Raw genomic sequence first — 20805 nt, 5'->3', positions numbered from 1 at the left:
GGGGCGGCTCAGGCCGCCCGCACCGAGCTGAGGAACTTGCCGACCTCGCGCTTGAGCCGGTCGCTTTCGCCGGACAATGATTTTGCCGCGCCAAGCACCTGGGCCGAGGCGGACCCGGTCTCGCTGGCGCCACGCTGCACGTCGGCGATGTTGGAGGAAACCTGCTGCGTGCCGTGCGCGGCCTGCTGCACGTTGCGGGAAATTTCCTGGGTCGCCGCGCCCTGCTCCTCGACGGCGGCCGCGATGGTGGAAGCGATCTCCGACATCCGTCCGATGGTATCGCCGATCTCCTTGATGGCGCCGACCGATTCCTGCGTCGCGGCCTGGATGCCCGATATCTGCTGGCTGATCTCGCCCGTTGCTTTGGCCGTCTGTTCGGCCAGCGCCTTCACCTCGGACGCGACCACCGCAAAGCCGCGCCCGGCCTCGCCGGCCCGCGCCGCCTCGATGGTGGCGTTGAGCGCCAGCAGGTTGGTTTGGCCCGCAATGGTGTTGATCAGCTCCACCACGTCGCCGATCCGGGCGGCCGCCTTGGCGAGTTCGGCGACGCGGTCGTTGGTCTTCTGCGCCTGCTCCACCGCTTCACCGGCGATCCGCGCCGAGCCCTGGACCTGCCGGCTGATCTCGTTGACTGACGACGCCATCTCTTCGGTGGCGGATGCGACCGACTGCACATTGGTGGAGGCTTCCTCGGATGCCGCCGCAACCATGGTGGCAAGCTCCTCCGAACGCTCCGCGGTCGCCGTCAGCGTGCCAGCGGAGGCTTCCAGCTCGGTCGAGGCCTGTGACACGATCTCGACAATCTGGCCGATCATCGCTTCGAAATCGCCAGTGATCCGGTCGACGCGCTGGCCGCGCCTGATCTTTGCGTCGGCCTCCACCGCTGCCGCCTCGTCGGCAGCCTTCTTGGCGATCAGGGCGTCCTTGAAAACCTGCAGCGAGCCGGCCATCGCGCCGATTTCATCAGCACGCTCGACGGTCGGGATCGTGACGTCGTGCCGGCCAGCGGCGAGATCGCCGACCGCGCCGGTCAAGGTCGCCAGCGGCGTGATCACGCGCCGGCGCAGCATCACGGTGACGCCGGCGAGCACGCCGAGCAGCGCCATAACGGCAAGGCCGGCCAGCGCCAGCATCGTCAAAGCCACGTCGCGCGCGGCGCCCACACGTTCTCCCGCTTCCGCCAACGCGGCATCGCGCACGGCGAAGAAGGCCTGCACCGCCGGCACGATCGTGCTGGCGAGTTGATCGGAGCCGATGGCGTATTTGCCATCGTTGCGTCCGGCCGCCATTTCCTTTTCAAGCCATGGCGCGGCCTTTCCGAAATAGGCCTCGATCGCGTCGTTCATCGCTTTCGCAAGACGCGGCGGGCTGCCGATCTGATCCACGCCGGCCTCGATCCGTTCGCGGTCGAGATCGACGCGGCCCTGGGCGCGGTCCATGCTGGAAATTTCAGCCGCCGTCAGCGCACGGCGGGTGCTGATCGCAAGCGACACCGTAGCAGCCCGGCCGCCGGCCGAGATCCGCAGATCCTGCGACGTGCGGGCGACATTTAGCAGCGCCGTCAACGACGCGTCCGCCATCGCGACCTGATTTTCAAGGCGGTTCAACAGCGGTTCGAGAATCCCGACTACCCCGGCAATGCCCGGAAGGAAGCCCTTGATCGCGGCCTGATCGCGCGCGCTCATTGGCAAGGCCATCGCGCGATCGCTCGCTGCGCGAACCTCGGCCAGTTTGGCCGCCGCCTGATTGAGGCCCTGGACGAGCGCCGCGCCATCGCTGAGCGCGCCGACGGCGGTTCGCGCCTTTGCGAACGCGGCATCTGCGGTCTGCACGGCCTTCGCCGCCACATCGAGCTGGGTCTGCGTCGCGGCGCCTTCCTGAAACAACGGACCGACATAGGGCGCGCGGTAGGCGGCAACCTGCTGGCCAACCGCAAGCACCGTGCCATAGGCCTCTACCGCCTTGATCGCTTCGGTCTTGCTGGCAAAGGTACGATATTGCGGGACGAGAACCCCGGCGCCAAGGATGACCGCCAGGACCGTCACCGAGAGCATCGATACCGCAAAGAGTCGACCGATCCGCATGTTGTGATTCCGCTGCATGAGGGAGCGGTCAACGTAGGCGGAACTGGGCTAAGGCAGCCTTAATGCAGGCTTTAGTGCAGGGCGGTAGAACTACGGGGCTGCACGTGGCTCGGGGCCGTCACGACCGCAGCACCATCACTAGCCGCAGCGCGACCGCCGCCTGCCAGACCGGATAGAGCAACGAGGTCCGGTCGAGGCCGAGCGCATTGTCGAGCGCCAGCAACGTACCTGCGAGCGTCCCCGTGATCAGCATCGGCCACCATGCGGCGGCATTGCGCGGCCCCGCCGGCAGCAGCGCGATTCCGAGCGCCATCACTGCCGTGCCGACGAGGCCGCCGGTCAATCCGGCGAGCAGATAGCGCATGACCGTGGCCGCGCCCGCGGTCTGTCCCTCGATAAAGATCGCCGCGTTCACCGCGCAGACGAACGCGATCATGGTGATGATCGCCGCGAGCCCTGCGGCCCACCGCGGATTGGCGCTGAAGCGCCGCACCAGTATCAAAACGAGCACGGCGAACGGCACCGCGATCAGCGAAATGCGAAGCTGGCCGGACAAGCCGACGATGTTGTCGATCAGCGCTGGCAACAGCGGCGTGAGGATGCCGGAGATGATGCCACCGGCGACGACCATCAGCAGATTGTTGCGGGAGGTGTCGGCGGAAGTGATCGCCTGGGTCAACGCGCACTCCTCTTTTGCGACACGCCTCATGCCTAACACGGCAGCGACGGAAATTGAAGACAACGCGCGAGGAGCGGGCCGGGCCGCAAATAAAAGCCGCGCCAACCCGAAGGCTGACGCGGCGATGGCCGTTCTGTTGCCAGGTGGACCAACCCCGAACAGGTTACGCCGCGAGGCGCACTTCGTTCAATGCAACGTTATCGTTTGCATTTAGGTTTTTGACCCGATAACGGCGGTATCATGCCGAGCACAATTCAGAGCTTCTTTGCGACCATCGATCCTGGTTCGCCCCCGCCCTAGCAGCCCTGGGATTCGGCCTTTCGGCAGAATCGATCTCACCGAGATGAGACCTTTAAGCTCAAGCTGCTAAGGTGGAGGCGCCGGGTACTGCCCCCGGGTCTGCCCGCAGTCCACTCTAAGGTTCAGCGCCATCGTCTTGCGACGAAGCGACCCTACGCGCGATCGAAAGCGAAAGATAGGCTTCTGTTGCCCGTAGTCGACGAGTCGAGCTGGCGACAGGCCTAAAGCATCACAATCCACCCTTCGGCAAGAAGAAGCAGAGCTCGTCGCCGGTCCTCCTGTTTATGAACAGCACGGGCAAATGATCTGGCGTGTCTTCAGACTTGATGATGTCGGGTGGGATGACTTTCCATTGGCCGTCTTTGAGGTATTGCCACTGGTCCGAATGGTCGTCTGCGACGCGAAAGCGTGTTTTGAATACATCGCCGTTGTCGCAACACGATTTCCAGGGAACACCGAGCCGGTGTTGGGCGGCAGGGTTCATTTCCTGTCTGTTGAACCACTCGTGGTGCGGCATCGACGCATCGTGAGCGTCAGCACGAAAGGACGCCAGAAGGAGAATACCGAACATCGTTAGTACGCGACCGAATGCTTTCATGGCAGCCTCCATTGTGGACTGTCATCAATTCGCGAATCACACGAACTCCCGGCAATTAAGGAGGCCAGATTCCAAAAAAGAATGGGAGCCCATTTTCTGAGCGGCCAGCTTTTTCAGACAAGACTGTTGCTTTCCTGTTCGCGCGGAACGAAGTCGAAGGTCCTGCCACTGCAGCAAAGAAGCTTTCGGCGTTCTTCGTCAGGGCATCGGTTGGCCGTCGAGCGAGCTCTCAACCGTAGAAACACGGGGGGCTGAAATGCGGACTGCACTCATCGTCGCAATCACGCTTACATTGCGATTGGCGCACAGGCGCAAACGAGGGCCGACGGGTCCCCATCGGGCGGATCCGTGCAGGCCGCCGGCAAAGTGCGCGTTGAAACGCAGGCACAGTGTGAGGCGCGGCAACAGCAGATACGCGACCCCGTCTTCGGCATCCGCATTCAGGCGGGTGATGCGGCGCGGTTCTGCAACAGACAACGGTCGAGGCGATGAAACCGATGCAGGGATAGGGATGCACAATGGAGTGGAGCGGGCGAAGGAAATCGAACCCTCGTATGCAGCTTGGGAACCTGCCGTTCTACCATGGAACCACGCGCGCACGCCTGTCGTCGCCGCACCAAAAGGATCGTGCGCCATGGGAACGTCATTGTCGACGGCGACTTATTCCGCATGCGAAACGCTCTGATCTTGCTGGTAACGGCTGTGCTCGCGGTTGCAGCGATGCTCAGTGGTGCGGATAGGGCGGCGGCGGAGCAGAATGCGCCGTCTGCAATCGCTCGGATGATGGTGCCTGGTCCGGAGTATGACCTGATCCGCGCACTGGAAGGCGACTGGAGTGTGCAGCAGCGGGTATGGCCTGGGCCGGGGGCAGAGCCTATTGCCTTGGCTCCCATGGTTGCGGAGCGACGGCTGATCGGCGAGGCCTTTCTTCAGGAGATCATGAAACCGGCGCCCGGCAGCGAGCAGGAGCCATTCGCCCGCCATGCCTACCTGTCATTCAACAATGTCGATCGGCGCTATGAGTATGTGAGCCTCGATACGCGCTATCCCAGGACGATGTATGAAACGAGCTTCGACGCCGAGCGCGCGCATCGCGACCGCATCATTGAGGTATTCATCGAAGCGTTTACCCACCCTGGTTGGGGAACGGAGTTCGTCGGACAGGCCATGAAACAACGGCGCGAGATCATCGTCGAGGGCGATCGTCGCAACGTCGTACGTCAATTCTGGACGCCGCCAGGCGGCAGCGAGTTCCTCGCCATCGAGTATGTTTATGTCAAGCGGCAGTGAGCGCACAGCCGTGACCCTAGCCGGCCGTTCCGTCGATCCCGGACCACGGCCCACGCCGTCGCGAAACCAGCTGCCCCACGCGGCGAACAGCATTGGAGCGGGCGAAGGGAATCGAACCCTCGTATGCAGCTTGGGAAGCTGCCGTTCTACCATTGAACTACGCCCGCGGGTCGCGCCCCATGATTAGCCGACCTCGCGCGATCCGCCAAGCTGTTCCGTGCTCCGTTTCGCGTCACTGTTAACTTCCCCGAAATTCTGGATGCACTTCGTCAGGCCGATGTTATGATCCCTTCGGGGCTTGGTGAGTGTATGACGGGGCGTGGCTACACTATTTTCGACACGGGAATCGGTCGCTGCGGCATCGCGTGGGGGCCGTCGGGCATTATCGGCGTGCAGCTTCCGGAGGTGCGCGAGATCGATACGCGGCGGCGGCTGTTTCAGCTCTATCCGGATGCGCGCGAACATCGCCCTCCCCCGAATGTCCAGGTTGCAATCGAAGGCATCACAGCGCTGCTGCGCGGGGCGGCGTGCGATTTCGCCGAGGTCGCGCTGGATATGGCCGGCATTCCGGCCTTCAGCCAGCGCGTCTACGCCTATGCGCGCGAGATCCCGCGCGGGGAGACCCGGACCTATGCGGAAATAGCCTCGGCCTTGCGCGCATCCGGCGCGGTCTATTCGGTGGCGCAGGCGATCGGCCGCAACCCTTTCATGATCATCGTGCCCTGCCACCGCGTGCTCGAAGCCGGCAACTATGCCGACAAGATCTCGCCGCACGGCGGGGTGATCTCCAAGCGGCGGCTGCTCTCTATCGAGGGCGCGAGCCCGACCGCCAGCAAGACGCTGTTCGACGTGCTGCTGCCGGTTGCACCGCCGCGCGCGCATCCCTAAATCTGCCGGATGACGGCGACCACGCTTCTCGAACGCAAATCCATTTCGGTTTCCGACTTTCGCTGCACCGCGGGGCCCGGCGACAAGCCGTTTGCGGAGCAGCATAGCCGTTATTCGATTTCCTATGTGCGCAAGGGCAGTTTCGGCTTGCATTGCCGCGGCAAGTTCAGCGAACTGGTGGCGGGATCGGTTTTGATCGGCCATCCCGGCGATGAATATACCTGCACCCACGAGCACGTCTGCGGCGACGAGTGCCTGTCGTTCTTCCTCGCGCCCGAGCTGGTGGAAGCGATAGGCGACAGCCAGATCCCCTGGCAGATCGGCTCCGCACCGCCGCTGCCGGAACTGGTGGTGCTTGGGGAACTGGCGCAATCGGCAGCAGATGGCAGCAGCGATATCGGGCTCGACGAGATCGGTCAGGTGCTGGCGAGCCGCTTTGTCGAGGTGGTTTCCGGCAAGCCGCGCAAACAGGGCCCCGATGCGGCGCGCGACCGCCGCCGCGCGGTAGAAACCGCGCTGTGGATCGATGCCCATTCGCACCGGCCAATCACTCTGGAAGACGCCGCCGATCAGGCCGGAATCAGCCCGTTCCATTTCCTGCGGCTGTTCTCGGATGTGCTCGGCGTGACGCCCCACCAATATCTGCTGCGCTCGCGGCTGCGCCATGCGGCGCGGCGGCTCGCCGATGACGACAGCCCGGTCACCGATATCGCCTATGATGTCGGCTTTGCGGACTTGTCCAAGTTTCGTGCGCACGTTTGGCCGCGCCGCCGGCGCCTCGCCGCTAAAATTCCGCCAGGCCTCGCGGGGTGACCGCAAGATTTTCCAAGAACGGCTGGCCCTCCACTGACTAGGCTTTCTCCAGGCCGCGCGACTTCGCAGCGCTTCCAACTGGAGAAACTCATGTACGACCACATCGGATTACGCGTCGGCAACCTCGACGCCAGCGTGCGCTTCTATACGGCGGTGCTCGCGCCGCTCGGCTTCGTGCTGTGCTCGCGCGACGATGCCGGCGCAGGCTTCGGCCCGAAGGGCGCGCCCGCGCTCTGGCTGCATTTGCACAAGGGATCGGCGGGGTCAGCGGCGCATGTCGCGTTCCGCGCCAAGGATCATGCGGCGATCAAGCAATTCCATGCCGAGGGCATGAAGGCCGGCGGCCGCGACAATGGCAGCGCCGGACCGCGCGCCGATTACAGCCCGACCTATTACGCGGCGTTTTTGATCGATCCCGACGGCAACAATGTCGAGGCGGTTTGCACGTAGTGCCGGAACGTCATCGCGAGGAACGAACCCGTAGGGTGGGCAAAGCGAAGCGTGCCCACCGATGAAAATTGAAAACCCGGTTGGATGGTGGGCACGGCGCTAACGCGCCTTTTCCCACCCTACGCCGATCTGCAAAAGGGAAAACACATGGCCTCCATCCAGAAAGAAATCATCATCGACGCCTCTCCCGACGACGTCTGGGACGCGCTGCGCGATTTCGGCGCACTGCATACGCGGCTGGTGCCCGGCTTCGTGACCGACACCCAGCTCGACGGCGACGCGCGCATCGTCACGTTTTCGAACGGCACGGTCGCACGCGAAATCCTGGTTGACTGCGACGACACGAAGCGGCGACTGGTCTATGCCATCGTCAGCGAGCGCATCAGGCAGCATAGCGCCTCGGCACAGGTTTTTGCCGAAAGCGACGGCCGCACCCGCTTCGTGTGGATTGCGGATGTGTTGCCGAACGAGATCGCGCCCTATATGGACGCGCAGATGAATCTCGGCACACAGGCCATGCAGAAGGCATTGGGACGCAGCGCGGCATGACGTCAGCGTTTCTCGACGCCCTCGGCGCGGACGGCCCCTCGGCCGACCGCGCCGGCAAGATGGATCTCTACGGCCGCTTCGTCGGTTCCTGGGATCTCGATGTCAGGCATTTTTCCGAAGATGGCCGCGAACGCCGCCGCGCCGGCGAATGGCATTTTGGCTGGGCGCTGGAGGGGCGCGCGATCCAGGATGTCTGGATCGTGCCGCCACGCGGCGAACTGCGCAACCGCGATGCCGCGGCCAATTTCAATTCGTACGGCACCACGCTGCGGGTCTACGATCCTGATATCGACGCCTGGCGGATTCAATGGACCGATCCAGTCACGCGGACTTTCCTGCAGATGATCGGCCGGGCGGAAGGCCGCGACATCGAGCAGATGGGCACGCGGCCGGACGGCCAGTTGGCCCGCTGGAGTTTTAGAGACATCACCGCCAACTCGTTCCTCTGGCGCGGCGAAGTCTCGGCGGATGCGGGTGCAACATGGCGCGTCGTCACCGAGTTCACCGCCCGCCGCAGGAAAGCGTGATCTTTCGCACAGATCGGTTCCCTGCCCGCTCCTAGCCTCGGCGCGTGCGTCCGAATGGCGCCGCGCCCGCGGCCGCCCGCGCATGAGGAGTCGAACCATGACTGGAGCTGACAAGGTAGTCTGTCAGGCGGCCACGCTGCTTTTGCTGTTCACCCTGACTGCGACGCCGGCCAAGGCGCAATTCGCCGGCGGCGGCGGAGACATGATGACGCAGATGGCGCCGATGCTTGAAATGATGAAGGCGAAAATGGGCAAGCGCCGCTTCGCCATGATGATGCAGACCATGGGCCCGATGATGAGCCGCATGATGGAAGGCGGCGGCGGTGGCTTTGGTGGCATGATGGGCGGAATTTCAGCCGGCGGCGGCTACGTCCCCGAGGGTTATGGCGTGGGCACCGGCGGCATGAATTTCGGCAGCACGGGCGGCGGAGATGTCATGGGCATGCTCGGCGGCGGCGGCGGTGGCGAGCTGATGAGCATGGTCCCGCAACTGATGCGCATGGCCAATGTTGGCGGCGGCCGCCACGGCCGGCGTCACCGGCGGCGGTAAGGATCCCGTCATTCCGGGGCGATGCGAGGCATCGAACCCCGAATCTCGAGATTCCCCGGTGTGCAATTGCACACCTGAGGTCTGGTGCTAACGCACCATCCCGGAATGACGGTCTTTGTTAGTAGCGGATATCACGGCAGCGCCGGCCGCACGGTGGGGACGGCACGCTGCTTCGGCCCCCAGCGGGTCAGCATCACGCTGACGCACGACAGCACGCCGAGCAGCACCATCGAGGCCGCCGCCAGCTTGAAGAAGTCCTGCGCGGTCGCATCGTGCGCGGACAGCCACCAGCCGCCGGTGCCGATAAACAACAGGCGCGCGGTCTGCGCCAGCACCGGGCCGATCATCTTGGCGGCACCTTGCGATGAAAAATAACACGTTGTGGCAAGGCCGATGAAAGCATACATCGGCGCCGCCGTGGACAAATACTGCCGGCTGGCGGCGCGTACGCTCGCATCATCGGTAAAGAGATTGACCCAGATGTCGGGGAATACAGCAATGACACTCGCAACCGCGCCGAGCGAAACGAATGCAACGACCCCCGCGATCCAGCAGATCCTGCGGGCCCGCGCGATACGTTCCGCGCCGATCGCCATGCCGACCATCGGCACCGAGGCGATGCCAACCGCAAATGAAATCGACGTCAGCATGAATTCGAGCCGCGCGCCGATGCCGTAGCCGGCGAGGATTTCGGTGCCGAAACTCGCCAGCATGTGGGTGAAGATGCTGATGGTCAAAACCGATTGCAGCGGCGAGAAGCAGGAGATGGCGCCGACTTTCAGAATGTCGATGAACATCGGCATGCGAATGCGAAGGCCGCGAATTTTGGGAATGACGCGCGCGCGGCCCGAGAACAGATACCAGGACATCACGGAGATGCTGATCATGTAGGCGATCAGCGAACCGGCGGCGACGCCGCGCATGCCGAATTGCGGGATCGGGCCGAGGCCCAAGCCCAGCGTGCCGCCGAGAATGATCTGGCAAATGGCCGACGAGAGCATCATGAGCGACGGCAGCTTCATGTTGCCGGTGCCACGCAAAATGCCCGACATCGTATTCATCAGCCACGGCACCACCGCGCCGCCGAAGAAGATCTGCGTATAGGCCACCGCCTGCGCCAGCACATTGCCGCGCCCGCCGAGCAATTCCAGCAGCGCAGGGCCGAAGATCAGCATGCCCAGCATGAAGGTCAAGCCGAAGCAGAGCCCGATCAGGAGCGCATGCGCCGCCAGCGTCGAGGCGCGGTCGATATCGCCGGCGCCGAGCGCACGCGCGATCGCCGAGGCCACGCCGCCGCCCATGGCCCCGCCCGACATGGTCATGGTCAGGATCACGATCGGAAACACCAGCGCCATCGCCGCCAGCGATTCCACGCCGAGACGCCCGATATAGGAGGTCTCCGCGATCACGACGCAGGTGCCGGCGGTCAGCGCGATCACGTTCGGCCAGGCCAGCCAGAGCAGCGTGCGCAGGATCGGGCCGTCAAGCAACGCATTCTTCACGGGCGCTTCAGGCGGCGGAAGCAGGCGTTCCTTCTCGTCGACAGGAATTTCGGCAACGCCGATATCGGACATTTCTGCTCCCCGCGCGCGGACTTGGGTAGCCGCGGCGCGGCTTTCCTAGCATGGCAGGGGATGATTCCGCGTGCGAAAGGCGCAATGGGGGCCTGCGCGATTGCAGGCGAGGCGTCGCCGGCAGCCCATTTCACGCGAAATTCATGCCGGACCACGCGAACGTTCCGGCGGGGACCGCATTGTACGATCAACCTGCCGAGGAACCCGCCATGCGTAACAACCTCCTTCTCCAGGCAGTATGCATCGGCGCGCTGGCGCTGCCGCTGGCCGCCTGTAACGACCCCAAGGACACCGCAACCGTGGCGCAGAGCTATGGTCCTTCGCCCAACCTGCCACCGCCGGAACATTCGTGGATCCCGACGGTCGATATCGCGTCCGTCAACCGCTGGCCCGACGGCGCCAAGCCGATCGCCGCCAACGGGATGGCGGTCAGTGCTTTCGCGACCGGGCTCGATCATCCCCGCACGGTCTATGTGCTGCCGAACGGCGACGTGCTGGTCGCCGAGAGCAACGCGCCGCCGAAGCAGAGCGGCATGAGCATCAAGGGCTTCATCTACGGGTTGGCACAGAGCCGGGCGGGCGCAGGGGTTCCGAGCGCCAACCGCATCACACTGCTGCGCGATGCCGATGGCGATGGCGTTGCCGAAACGAGAAGCACATTCCTCAGCGGGCTGAATTCGCCGTTCGGCATGGTGCTGGTCGGCGAAGATTTCTATGTCGCCAATGCCGATGCGATCGTGAAATTTCCTTACTCGACCGGAGACACCAAAATCAGCGCACCCGGCGTCAAGCTGGCGGACTTGCCTGCGGGCACGCTCAATCACCACTGGACCAAGGATCTTACGGCAAGCCCGGATGGCACGAAGCTCTATGCGACCGTCGGCTCCAACAGCAACATTGGCGAGAACGGCATGGACGCCGAGAAGGACCGTGCCGCGGTGCTGGAAGTCGATCGCGCCAGCGGCCAATGGCGGGTGTTCGCCTCGGGCTTACGCAATCCGAACGGCCCGGCCTGGAATCCGAAGACCGGCGAGCTCTGGGTCGTCGTCAACGAGCGCGACGAACTCGGCAACGATCTCGTTCCCGATTACATGACCTCGGTGAAATCAGGCGCGTTCTATGGCTGGCCGTACAGCTATTATGGCGATCACGTCGACACGCGCGTCGAGCCGCAACGGCCCGACCTGGTGCAGAAGGCGATGACCCCGGACTATGCGCTCGGCGCGCATACGGCCTCGCTTGGGCTCGCCTTCAACACCGGCAATCTGTTTCCGCCCGAGATGGAAGGCGGCGCCTTCATCGGCCAGCACGGTTCGTGGAATCGCAAGCCTCGCGCCGGCTACAAGGTGATCTTCGTTCCGTTCAAGGACGGCAAGCCTTCGGGGGCGCCGCAGGACGTGCTGACCGGTTTCCTCAACGACAAGGGCGAAGCGCAGGGCCGCCCCGTCGGCGTGCGGCTCGACAAGCAGGGCGCGCTGTTGGTCGCCGACGACGTCGGCAACACGATCTGGCGCGTAACGCCGGCGGCTAAGTCAGCATCGCGGTAGATGCACCGTCATTGCGAGCGAAGCGAAGCAATCCATTCCTCAGCTTGCGGCGCGATGGATTGCTTCGCTTCGCTCGCAATGACGAGTCACACCCGGAAATGCTTGCTTAGCTTCAACCCCTGCGCCTGGTAGTTTGAGCCGATGCGCTGGCCGTACAAGGAGTGGGGCCGCGACAGCATTTTCTCATAGACCAGGCGGCCGACGATCTGGCCGTGCTCGAGGATGAACGGCACCTCGCGCGAGCGCACTTCGAGCACGGCGCGCGCGCCCTGCCCGCCGGCGCCGGCATAGCCGAAGCCGGGATCGAAAAATCCCGCGTAGTGCACGCGGAATTCGCCGACCAAGGGATCGAACGGCACCATCTCGGCGGCGTAATCCGGCGGCACCTGCACGGCTTCCTTCGAGGCTAGGATGTAGAATTCGCCGGGATCGAGGATGAGGCTGCCGTCCGGGCGGGCCGGGATCGGCTCCCAGAACTCATCGACGGCATAGCCGCCACGGCGGTCGATATCGACCACGCCGGTGTGGCGCTTGGCGCGGTAGCCGACGAAGCCTGATGTGTTTTCGCCGGAGAGATCGACTGACAGCGCCACGCCATTGGCCAAATCTGCGTCGTCGATATCGACCAGCCGCTCGGCGCCGTGCAGTGCGTCGAGTTCGTCGGCGTTGAGAATGGCATCTCCAGTGCGGAAGCGCACCTGGCTGAGCCGCGAGCCCTCGCGCAGCAGAACGGGAAACGTCTTCGGGCTGATCTCGGCATAGAGCGGGCCGTGATAGCCCGCGCCGATCATGTCGAAGCGGCGGGTGCCGTCGGCGATCACGCGCGTGAAGACGTCGAGCCGCCCGGTGGAGCTCTTTGGATTGGCGGCGGCCACGATTGACGGCGGCAGCGCGAGGCTCTCCAGCAGCGGCACGATGTAGACGCAGTTGGTCTCCAGCACCGCGCCGTCGGAGAGGTCGATTTCGTGCAGCTTCAACTCGTCGATGCGCTCGGCAACCGTGGCGCCGGGACCGGGCAGGAAGCTCGCGCGCACCCGGTAGGCGATGTTACCCAGCCGCAGATCGAGGCTTGCCGGCTGGATCTGGCTTTCGACAAAGGGATATTCCGGCAGGATCAGGCCCGCATCCGCCATCGCCGCGATCATGCGGTCGGGCAGAATTCCGTTGGCGTCGGGCGGAAGCGTGAACGGCACGGCGCGATCCTCAATACGGCCCAAATGTCATCCCAACCTCGTAAATATGGGCTTTTAGGGGTTATCCGATGGCCGCCTTGACGGGAAGGGCGCGAGGTAATATCAGCATGACTTATCCCGTGGTGATTTGAGCCGGCCGGCTTGCAGCCACGTTAAATAAATCGCTAAACAGGCCGGGGACACGTGTGATCCCGGCCTGTGGAAATTTTTCCAGGCCGGTTTTTTGTGACCATTTTCAAGGATGGTCACGACGGAGGTCACATGTCTGAGACTGGTTCTACCAAGCGCTATCGTCCCGAAACCCGCCTTGTCCATGGCGGCACGCTGCGCTCGCAATTCGGCGAGACGTCGGAGGCGTTGTTCCTCACCCAAGGCTACGTCTACGACAGCGCGGAGCAATGCGAGGCCCGATTCAAGGGCCAGGAGCCAGGCTTTATCTATTCGCGCTATTCCAATCCGACGATTGATATGTTCGAGCGCCGCATGATCGAACTCGAGGGTGCGGAAGCCGCGCGCTCGACCGCGACCGGCATGGCCGCGGTAACGACCGCGATCCTCGCACCGCTCCGGGCCGGCGACCACGTGGTTGCTTCGAGAGCTCTGTTCGGCTCGTGCCTTTACGTGGTGCAGGACCTCCTGCCGCGCTACGGCATCGAGACGACGCTGGTCGACGGTCTTGATCTCGACCAGTGGCAGCGCGCATTGCGGCCGAACACCAAGTCCTTCTTCCTGGAGAGCCCGACCAATCCGACGCTCGACGTGCTCGACATCCCGGCGATTGCCGAGATCGCGCACAGTGGCGGCGCACGGCTGATCGTCGATAACGTCTTCGCCACGCCGATCTGGCAGAGCCCGCTTTCGCTTGGCGCCGACGTCGTGGTCTACTCCGCGACCAAGCATATCGACGGCCAGGGCCGCTGCCTGGGCGGCATCATCCTGTCGTCGGAAGCTTTCATCGCCGAGCACATCCACAACTTCATGCGCCAGACCGGGCCATCGCTCTCGCCGTTCAACGCCTGGGCCCTGCTCAAGGGCCTGGAGACGCTTGGCGTGCGCGTGCGCGCGCAGACCGAGACGGCAGGCAAGGTCGCCGACGCGCTGGCGTCGCACCCGAAGATTTCGCGGCTGATCTATCCCGGCCGCGCCGATCACCCGCAGGCCGAGCTGGTGAAGAAGCAGATGCGCGCCGGCTCGACGCTGGTCGGCTTCGAGGTCAAGGGCGGCAAGCAGGCCGCATTCCGCTGCCTCAACGCGCTGCGGATCGCGCGCATCTCCAACAATCTCGGCGACTCCAAGAGCCTCGTCACCCATCCCGCGACGACGACGCATCAACGGCTGACGCCGGAGGCGCGCACGGAGCTCGGCATCAGCGAAGGCTTCATTCGTTTCTCGGCCGGGCTTGAGCATGCCGATGATCTGATCGAGGATTTTGCGGCGGCGCTGGAGAAGGCGTGATCGGACGATGGTAGGGTGGGCAAAGCGAAGCGTGCCCACCATCTCACATCGTGCATTCGGCTAGAATGGTGGGCACGACGCTAGCGCGCCTTTGCCCACCCTACGAACTCTGAGCGCGCCTCGGCAGCATCTCACATCGGCCTATACGCCCGCACGTCCGCGGGCACGTTGACGCCGAGCTTGATCTGGCCGACCGACTTGATGATGTCGTCGCCGAGCAGTTGGGCGAAGCAGGCGTAGCCCCAGTCGCTCATGTGCAGGCCGTCGGCGATCACGAAGTTCTCGATCGGGATCGCTTGCTTTTCGTGCCAGTCTTTCATGACAGCGAAGCGCGGAAACAAGCCGACCTTGCGAAGCTCGGCGGTCTTGTTCAGCAGCGTCATCATCTTGCCGGCGCTTTCGGCGTGTTCGTTGACCCGCGGCGAATATTGCGGATCGATCAGCACGACGTCGGCGCCAACCGCCTGAATGCGCGTAATGCCATCTTCGACGAGTTTCGCGGTCTCCGCCGGATCGAGATTGCGCAGCACCGCATTGGTGCCGACCTGCCAGATCACCAGGTCCGGATGCAGGTCGATGACGGCGGTCTGCAGCCGCTTCATCATTTCCGGCGCATCCTCGCCGCCCTTGCCGGCATTGATGACGGAGATGTCGGCCGTCGGATATTGCCGGCGCAATTGCGCGGCGAGCCGGTTGGGATAGTTGAAATCCGGCGAGGTCGCACCAAAACCGGCGGTCGACGACGATCCGAACGCGACGATCACCACCGGCTGCCCCGCGACGAGCTTGCTCGCGACGCGCGGCAGCGACCCCATCGATTTGGAGGCGCCCTTCGGCGGCAGGCACGGAACACGGCTGAAGATGTCACCGGCCGATTTCGCAACCTCCTTCACCTTGTCGATCGCCTTGCCGGTGATGCCCTTCTGCGCCGCCGGATTGACGGCGGCCGAGGGAACGGCCTGCGGCGGGGCGCTTTCAGCCGAAGGCTTTTTTTCAGCCTTGTTGTCAGCTTTGGCGTTATCGGACAGCGCCGCCTGCTGGGCGGTCTGTTGCGGGGCCGTCTGGGCAAGCAGCGGAAGCACCGAGGCGGGCATCAATAGCGCCAGGCTCGCGGCAAAGACGGTCGGCAATGTCGACAAACAAAAAGGGTAGTAACGACTCATTAACGCTAGTTCCCTAATTCTGCTGCGCCTGATCGAGGCGAGCCGCATCGAGCACAAATTTCGACAGCGCGCGGCCGAGGCAGCCATGAACCCGTTTGGCCATGTCGGTGCCGTGAAAAGTACTGAACAGGTCGAAATCTCCGGCATCATTCCAGTGACGCATGATGGCAAACCGGTCAAACAGCGGAACATTAAGCTGCTGCGCCACCACGCGCATATTATCTAGGTATGGCGGCGCAGAAATCATCGTCTCCGTGCGCGGGCTGTATTGCGGATTAATCAGAACCACATCGGCTCCCGCATTTTGCAGCGCAGCAACCCCGTCCCCGACGGCGCCGCGAAAATCGTCGGGATCGACGGATCGCATAGCATCGACGGTTCCGGTCTGCCAGATGACCAAAGTAGGCCTTTTTGCTTCCACCAGCTTAACGAGGGTGGTGTCAGTCTCCTCCGCAGTTTTCCCGGGCTGTAGTTCTACGGATAGGTTGATCTGGATCGAGGGCAGCTTCTCCTTGAGGGCGGCCTGCAGTTGGGCGGGATAGGCGCTGTCGGCCGAAGCGGCGATGGTCGAGGAACGACTACCCACCACGAGGATGGTCAGCGGCCGGCCGTTCTTGACGGCCTCGGTGACCTTCGGCAGCAGGCTTTCGGTGCTCAGCAGATAGGCCGGCACCTCGCAGGTGGCATCCTCGGCCCGCGCCAAACCGGTAACCGCAAGGCCGGCGAGCAGGGACAGGGCTAGTACGGCACCAGAACCGGGCCTCATACGCTCCCTCCAGCCATATCGGCATTGCCGCCCGTGCGCTTGGTCCTGGACGCATCTTTGTCGGCCGAATGCTTGTACCACGAAATCACCCACGCGACGCCCCACATGATGAGGATTCCGGCAAGGCTGACCAGGGCGTGCGTGACAGCACCCCCGCCAACTTCGGCCAGCACGAAGTGCCCTGCGAAGGCCAGGAAGACGCCGAGGCAGAATATCTCAAGCGAATGCTGACCACACAGGATCAATGGTCGCAGCCAGCGCGATTTCAGACCCGACCAATCCTTGGGCAGGATGCGCACGGTGAGCGCAGCCAGCGCCAGGAAATGGGCAAACCGCAGCACGTCCAGATCCGTCTTGGTGATCGGATACATCCACTGTTCGAGCCGCTTCGGCATCAGGAAGTTGAGCTGCGGGATGTGCCAGGTCAAGGTGACGAAGAATGCGAACGTGACATAGACAATGCAAATCCACATCGTCACCGGCGACGACAGGACTCGCGACATCCGTGCGGCGCCGCCCAGCGCGCACCACGCGCCGAACACGAACAGCAACTGCCAGCAGAACGGATTGAAAATCCAGAAGCCGCTCGGATAGGCCGTCAGATACCAGTCGAACTGCCAGGTCAACGCATACAGCAGCACCGACAGGCCGAGCGCGACGTCGGCCCGCCACTTCATCAGCCACAGGATGACAGGCAGAAACAGCATCAGCACGATGTAGAGCGGCAGCACGTCCATATTGACGGGACGGAAGCGCAACAGCAGCGCCTGGATGATAGTGACATCCGGCTGCTTGAGAAAATCCATGATGCCCATTTCCTCGCTGTAGAGCGGGTTCTCGAAACGGGTGGCGACGTAGGAAATTTCGGCGAGGAAGATCACGAACAGGAACACATGGGCGACGTAGATCTGCCAGACCCGGCGCATGATGCGCGCGGTGGCCACCACGAAGCCGGCCTGCAGCATCGCGCGGCCGTAGACGAAGGCGGCGGTGTAGCCGGAGATGAAGATGAAGATCTCGGCGGCGTCGGAAAATCCGTAATTGCGGATGGTGAACCAGGTCAGAATGTTGGTCGGCAGATGGTCGATGAAGATCAGCCACAGCGCCAACCCGCGAAACAGGTCGAGCCGCAATTCGCGCTCGCCGGCAACGGGCAGCGTGATCGCCGGCGCAGAAGCCACCGCGGCCTTGGTATCGCTGATAGGCCTTCCGGCAACTGGATCGGCAATGGACGACATCTGGCACCGCTAATTGAGATTTACGCGTGCACTGTCCGGGAAAGATAATATCGGCCCGCAACTTGCACACAAGATACGCAAACAGATACGGAGCCGGACCGCGCGGGTGCGCTCTAGAACGGAACTATGTTGAAACCGCGATCAAACAAGCGGCAAACCCGGCTGACCGGAGATTGTTCCCCCGGCATTCTTGGCTATGATACGGAACAGGATTTCCGAAAGCTTGCCCGCATGTACCGCGCCGTCACCCGCCAGATCGAAGTTACCGTCGAGCCGAACTTCCTCCCCGAGCGCTCGTCGGTCGATCGCGGCCAATATTTCTGGTCCTACACCATCGTCATCACCAATACCGGCGCCGAGACCGTGCAGCTCCGCACCCGGCACTGGATCATCACCGACGCCACCGGCCACAAGCAGGACGTCCGCGGCGAAGGCGTGGTCGGTGAGCAGCCTGTGCTGGCGCCGGGCGAGCGCTTCGAATACACGAGCGGCGTGCCGCTGCCGACCGCGTCGGGCTTCATGACCGGGCGCTACCAGATGGTCAGCGCAAGCGGCGAGCGGTTCGAGGTCGATGTGCCGACGTTCTCGCTGGATAGCCCGGATAACAAGCGGGTGTTGAATTAGGGGCAACGTGCCTTCCTTCGTAGCCCGGATGGAGCGCAGCGCAATCCGGGACAGGTTTGGCCGGCGGTGAGAATCCCGGATTGCGCGGAGCCTGTCATCGGGCGCGCATTCGCGCGACCCGTTGGCTCCATCCGGGCCACGGATTCCGACGGATTTCAGGGGCATCGTTCCGGCCCCTTCATTGCGAGCGAAGCGAAGCAATCCATAGCGCGGCTTGCGGAGACGTGGATTGCTTCGCTTCGCTCGCAATTGTGCATGTTCACTAATTCGCTGATTGGATCGCTCCTCTGGAGGACGATCCAATGCGCGATAACAGCTATGACCGGACGATTGAACGCAATTACCTGCAGAAGTGGCGGTTCCTGATCCCGGAGTACGAGGCGGTAAAGGCGGGCCGGTCGAAGCTGTTCAAGCGGGTTGGGGATTTCTACCGCCACCACGGAACCTGCTCGCAGACGTTCCGCAAGTATTACAACCGCTATCTGCAGAGCGGCGATGAGGCAGATTTGTTGCCGCGCCGCCGTGGACCCAAATGGCGGGAACGGCGCGAGCCAGAGGGCATCGAGGCGGAGATCGTTGCATGCCGGCAGAAGGGTATGAACCGCTACGAGATCCATGCCGTCTTGCGCGAGCGGCGCGACACGATACCCTCGCCCTCGACCATCTATCGGGTGCTGACACGCTATGGGCTGAACCGCCGCACGCCGGCGATGCGCGAGGAGAAACGCCGCATTATCAAGGACAAGCTCGGAGAGCTCGGCCACGTCGATCTGCATCAATTGCCGCGCGATATGTTTTCTCGCGCCACCCCCGGCCACGGCCTACATCGTCAGCCTGATCGACAGTTGCTCGCGGCTGGCCTGGGCCGAGGTCCTGACCTCCAAGAAGGCGCTGCCGGTCATGTTCAAGACCCTGAAAATGATCAACACCCTCAACGTCACCTACGGGCTCGTCTTTACCGAAATCCTGTCCGACAACGGCGCCGAGTTCGCCGCCCGCACCAAGCCGGACGAGCATCCGTTCGAGGCCATGCTGCTCGAGCTCGGCATCAAACACCGCTACACCAGGCCCTATCGGCCGCAGACCAACGGCAAGGTCGAACGCTTCTGGCGCCCTCGATGAGGACGTCATCGAGGGCGCCACCTTCGACAATCTCGACCACTTCGCCAACGAACTGTTCGAGTACCTGATCTACTACAACAACCACAGGCCCCATCAGGCCTTGGCAGGGCAAACTCCCAAGGCCTTCGCCGCTACCAAGGCCACCGCGATCCAATCAGCGAATTAGTGAACATCGACAGCAATGACGGCGAAACGGTCGCCTACTCCTCCACGCCCGCTTCATGCGGGGTGAACTGGTAGACCGAGGAGCAGAACTCGCAGGTCACCACTACCTTGTCGTCTTTCACCATCTCGGCGCGGTCTTTCGGCGCAAAGCTTTTCAGCATCGCAGAGACCGCCTCGCGCGAGCAGGAGCATTGCGCGCGCAACGGCAGCGGCGTGAACACGCGCACGCCGCGTTCGTGAAACAGCCGATACAGCAGGCGCTCGCCCGACAGATCGGGATCGATCAGCTCGACATCCTCGACGGTGCCGATCAGCGACTGGCCCTCGACCCAGGCATCATCCTCGGCAACGGAATGCGTCACCGCGCCATCAGGTGCATCGCCGGGATGCAAATCGGCCTGCCGCGCGCGCTCCGGCGCCTTGGGCAGAAACTGCAGCAGCATGCCGCCGGCGCGCCAGCGGTGCTTCGGGCCGCTACCGTCGCCGCCGCGCCATTCCTCGCCGACCGCGAGCCGCACGCGGGTCGGGATCTGCTCGGAGCGCAGGAAATATTCATGCGCGGCGTCCTCGAGACTGCCACCGTCGAGCGCCACCAGGCCCTGGTAGCGGCTCATGTCCTGTCCTTGGTCGATGGTCATCGCCAGATGGCCCTTGCCGAGCAGTTGGCCAGAATCCTGGCCTTCCTTCAGCCGCCTCGCGTCATAGCGCGCATAGGCGCGCAGGCGATCCGGCGACTGGAAATCCACGATCAGGAACGAGACCGGGCCGTCCGTCTGGGTCTGCAGGATGAAGCGGCCGTCGAATTTCAGCGCCGTGCCGAGCAGCGTCGCCAGCACGATCGCTTCCCCAAGCAGCTTGCCGACAGCAGGCGGATAATCGTGCTTGGTCAGAATGTCGTCGAGCGCGGGGCCGAGCCGGGTCAGCCGCCCGCGCAGATCGAGTTCTGCGACCTCGAACGGCAGCACCGCGTCATCGACGGGAACGGACGAGGGCGCGCGAACGGGCGCCTCGGTCGTGATTTTGATATCTGATTGTGAATCCATGGAGCCTTATCTGGGGTCGGAACATGCAAAACGAAAGGGGTTGAAGAGCGGCGAAACTATCTCCACACGTCGTCCCTGCGAACGCAGACCATGACCACCGGCGTCGTTGGGCCGCAGGTCCGTAGCCCGGATGGAGCCAACGGGTCGCGCGAATGCGCGCCCGATGACAGGCTCCGCGCAATCCGGG

The 20805-nt window shown here is 63.5% G+C and carries 20 protein-coding genes, 1 tRNA gene, 1 other RNA gene, 2 pseudogenes and 1 riboswitch; of the genes and pseudogenes, 13 read left to right on the top strand and 11 right to left on the bottom strand.

Annotation, left to right across the window (positions count from 1 at the left end):
• Positions 1-8: 8 nt before the first annotated feature.
• The 4 genes from V1294_RS06240 to V1294_RS06225 form a co-directional block, all read right to left on the bottom strand.
• A complete protein-coding gene (locus tag V1294_RS06240) occupies positions 9-2084 on the bottom strand; it encodes a methyl-accepting chemotaxis protein (RefSeq protein WP_334495834.1) in 2076 nt (691 codons plus the stop codon).
• A gap of 118 nt (positions 2085-2202) precedes the next feature.
• Entirely contained in the window at positions 2203-2763 is a 561-nt protein-coding gene (locus V1294_RS06235; RefSeq protein ID WP_334495832.1) for a hypothetical protein, read from the bottom strand.
• Between the two features lie 120 nt (positions 2764-2883).
• Positions 2884-3245, bottom strand: a transfer-messenger RNA (tmRNA) gene (ssrA, locus tag V1294_RS06230).
• A gap of 47 nt (positions 3246-3292) precedes the next feature.
• Complete coding sequence (locus tag V1294_RS06225; RefSeq protein WP_334495830.1) at positions 3293-3661, bottom strand: hypothetical protein; 369 nt, start codon at positions 3659-3661, stop codon at positions 3293-3295.
• Between the two features lie 582 nt (positions 3662-4243).
• Between V1294_RS06225 and V1294_RS06220 the strand changes: the two genes are divergently transcribed.
• On the top strand, positions 4244-4951 hold the full coding sequence (locus V1294_RS06220) for a DUF1579 family protein (RefSeq protein ID WP_334495828.1): 708 nt from the start codon (positions 4244-4246) through the stop codon (positions 4949-4951).
• A gap of 93 nt (positions 4952-5044) precedes the next feature.
• Here V1294_RS06220 and V1294_RS06215 read toward each other — a convergent pair.
• Positions 5045-5118, bottom strand: a tRNA-Gly gene (locus V1294_RS06215).
• Between the two features lie 142 nt (positions 5119-5260).
• Here V1294_RS06215 and V1294_RS06210 point away from each other — a divergent pair.
• From V1294_RS06210 to V1294_RS06185, 6 genes and pseudogenes are all read left to right on the top strand, one after another.
• Positions 5261-5839, top strand: coding sequence for a methylated-DNA--[protein]-cysteine S-methyltransferase (locus tag V1294_RS06210; RefSeq protein ID WP_334495827.1), 579 nt, complete (start codon positions 5261-5263; stop codon positions 5837-5839).
• 9 nt (positions 5840-5848) lie between these two features.
• A pseudogene (locus V1294_RS06205) lies at positions 5849-6689 on the top strand (helix-turn-helix transcriptional regulator).
• A 53-nt stretch (positions 6690-6742) separates the two neighbouring features.
• Positions 6743-7102, top strand: coding sequence for a VOC family protein (locus V1294_RS06200; RefSeq protein ID WP_334495825.1), 360 nt, complete (start codon positions 6743-6745; stop codon positions 7100-7102).
• A gap of 147 nt (positions 7103-7249) precedes the next feature.
• Positions 7250-7651, top strand: coding sequence for an SRPBCC family protein (locus V1294_RS06195; protein WP_334488846.1), 402 nt, complete (start codon positions 7250-7252; stop codon positions 7649-7651).
• Positions 7648-8178: a hypothetical protein gene (locus V1294_RS06190; protein WP_334488844.1), complete on the top strand. Its 531-nt coding sequence runs from the start codon at positions 7648-7650 to the stop codon at positions 8176-8178. The genes V1294_RS06195 and V1294_RS06190 overlap by 4 nt, the downstream gene beginning before the upstream one ends.
• 97 nt (positions 8179-8275) lie before the next feature.
• Positions 8276-8728, top strand: coding sequence for a hypothetical protein (locus V1294_RS06185; protein ID WP_334495823.1), 453 nt, complete (start codon positions 8276-8278; stop codon positions 8726-8728).
• A 131-nt stretch (positions 8729-8859) separates the two neighbouring features.
• Here the strand turns inward: V1294_RS06185 and V1294_RS06180 are convergent, their stop codons facing one another.
• Positions 8860-10302 (bottom strand): MATE family efflux transporter, encoded by a 1443-nt coding sequence (locus V1294_RS06180; RefSeq protein ID WP_334495822.1) that lies wholly within the window; start codon positions 10300-10302, stop codon positions 8860-8862.
• Positions 10303-10511: 209 nt separating this feature from the next.
• On the opposite strand from V1294_RS06180, the gene V1294_RS06175 reads away from it, so the two are divergent.
• Positions 10512-11849: a PQQ-dependent sugar dehydrogenase gene (locus tag V1294_RS06175; protein ID WP_334495820.1), complete on the top strand. Its 1338-nt coding sequence runs from the start codon at positions 10512-10514 to the stop codon at positions 11847-11849.
• Positions 11850-11935: 86 nt separating this feature from the next.
• Here V1294_RS06175 and V1294_RS06170 read toward each other — a convergent pair whose 3' ends face one another.
• Positions 11936-13042 carry a 2'-deoxycytidine 5'-triphosphate deaminase gene (locus V1294_RS06170; RefSeq protein WP_108519670.1) on the bottom strand — a complete coding sequence of 369 codons (1107 nt, stop codon included), beginning with the start codon at positions 13040-13042 and terminating at the stop codon, positions 11936-11938.
• A gap of 109 nt (positions 13043-13151) precedes the next feature.
• Positions 13152-13231: riboswitch (SAM riboswitch) on the top strand.
• Between the two features lie 72 nt (positions 13232-13303).
• On the opposite strand from V1294_RS06170, the gene V1294_RS06165 reads away from it, so the two are divergent.
• Positions 13304-14497: an O-succinylhomoserine sulfhydrylase gene (locus tag V1294_RS06165; RefSeq protein WP_334495819.1), complete on the top strand. Its 1194-nt coding sequence runs from the start codon at positions 13304-13306 to the stop codon at positions 14495-14497.
• Between the two features lie 131 nt (positions 14498-14628).
• Here V1294_RS06165 and V1294_RS06160 read toward each other — a convergent pair whose 3' ends face one another.
• The 3 genes from V1294_RS06160 to V1294_RS06150 are packed head-to-tail and all read right to left on the bottom strand — an operon-like array spanning position 14629 to position 17664.
• Entirely contained in the window at positions 14629-15660 is a 1032-nt protein-coding gene (locus tag V1294_RS06160) for an SGNH/GDSL hydrolase family protein (protein WP_334495817.1), read from the bottom strand.
• A 13-nt stretch (positions 15661-15673) separates the two neighbouring features.
• The gene (locus V1294_RS06155) at positions 15674-16426 is read right to left on the bottom strand and encodes an SGNH/GDSL hydrolase family protein (protein ID WP_334488827.1); all 753 of its coding nucleotides are present in this window, start codon (positions 16424-16426) and stop codon (positions 15674-15676) included.
• The gene (locus V1294_RS06150; RefSeq protein WP_334495816.1) at positions 16423-17664 is read right to left on the bottom strand and encodes an OpgC domain-containing protein; all 1242 of its coding nucleotides are present in this window, start codon (positions 17662-17664) and stop codon (positions 16423-16425) included. The genes V1294_RS06155 and V1294_RS06150 overlap by 4 nt, the downstream gene beginning before the upstream one ends.
• A 231-nt stretch (positions 17665-17895) precedes the next feature.
• Here V1294_RS06150 and apaG point away from each other — a divergent pair, with 231 nt between their 5' ends.
• The 4 genes and pseudogenes from apaG (at position 17896) to V1294_RS37895 (ending at position 19576) form a co-directional block, all read left to right on the top strand.
• The gene (gene apaG, locus V1294_RS06145) at positions 17896-18288 is read left to right on the top strand and encodes a Co2+/Mg2+ efflux protein ApaG (RefSeq protein WP_334490187.1); all 393 of its coding nucleotides are present in this window, start codon (positions 17896-17898) and stop codon (positions 18286-18288) included.
• 302 nt (positions 18289-18590) lie between these two features.
• Positions 18591-18905 (top strand): annotated as a pseudogene (locus V1294_RS37900) (hypothetical protein); the annotation flags it as partial.
• A 151-nt stretch (positions 18906-19056) separates the two neighbouring features.
• Positions 19057-19410 (top strand): DDE-type integrase/transposase/recombinase, encoded by a 354-nt coding sequence (locus tag V1294_RS06135; RefSeq protein ID WP_334504518.1) that lies wholly within the window; start codon positions 19057-19059, stop codon positions 19408-19410.
• Positions 19304-19576 carry an IS3 family transposase gene (locus tag V1294_RS37895; protein WP_442895428.1) on the top strand — a complete coding sequence of 91 codons (273 nt, stop codon included), beginning with the start codon at positions 19304-19306 and terminating at the stop codon, positions 19574-19576. The genes V1294_RS06135 and V1294_RS37895 overlap by 107 nt, the downstream gene beginning before the upstream one ends.
• Positions 19577-19610: 34 nt before the next feature.
• Here the strand turns inward: V1294_RS37895 and V1294_RS06130 are convergent, their stop codons facing one another.
• Positions 19611-20618 carry an Hsp33 family molecular chaperone gene (locus tag V1294_RS06130; protein WP_334488822.1) on the bottom strand — a complete coding sequence of 336 codons (1008 nt, stop codon included), beginning with the start codon at positions 20616-20618 and terminating at the stop codon, positions 19611-19613.
• Positions 20619-20805: the final 187 nt, after the last annotated feature.

The sequence above is a fragment of the Bradyrhizobium sp. AZCC 1678 genome, from assembly GCF_036924765.1.
Classification (GTDB): Bacteria; Pseudomonadota; Alphaproteobacteria; order Rhizobiales; family Xanthobacteraceae; genus Bradyrhizobium; species Bradyrhizobium algeriense.
This window is presented reverse-complemented; position numbering and strand designations above follow the sequence as displayed.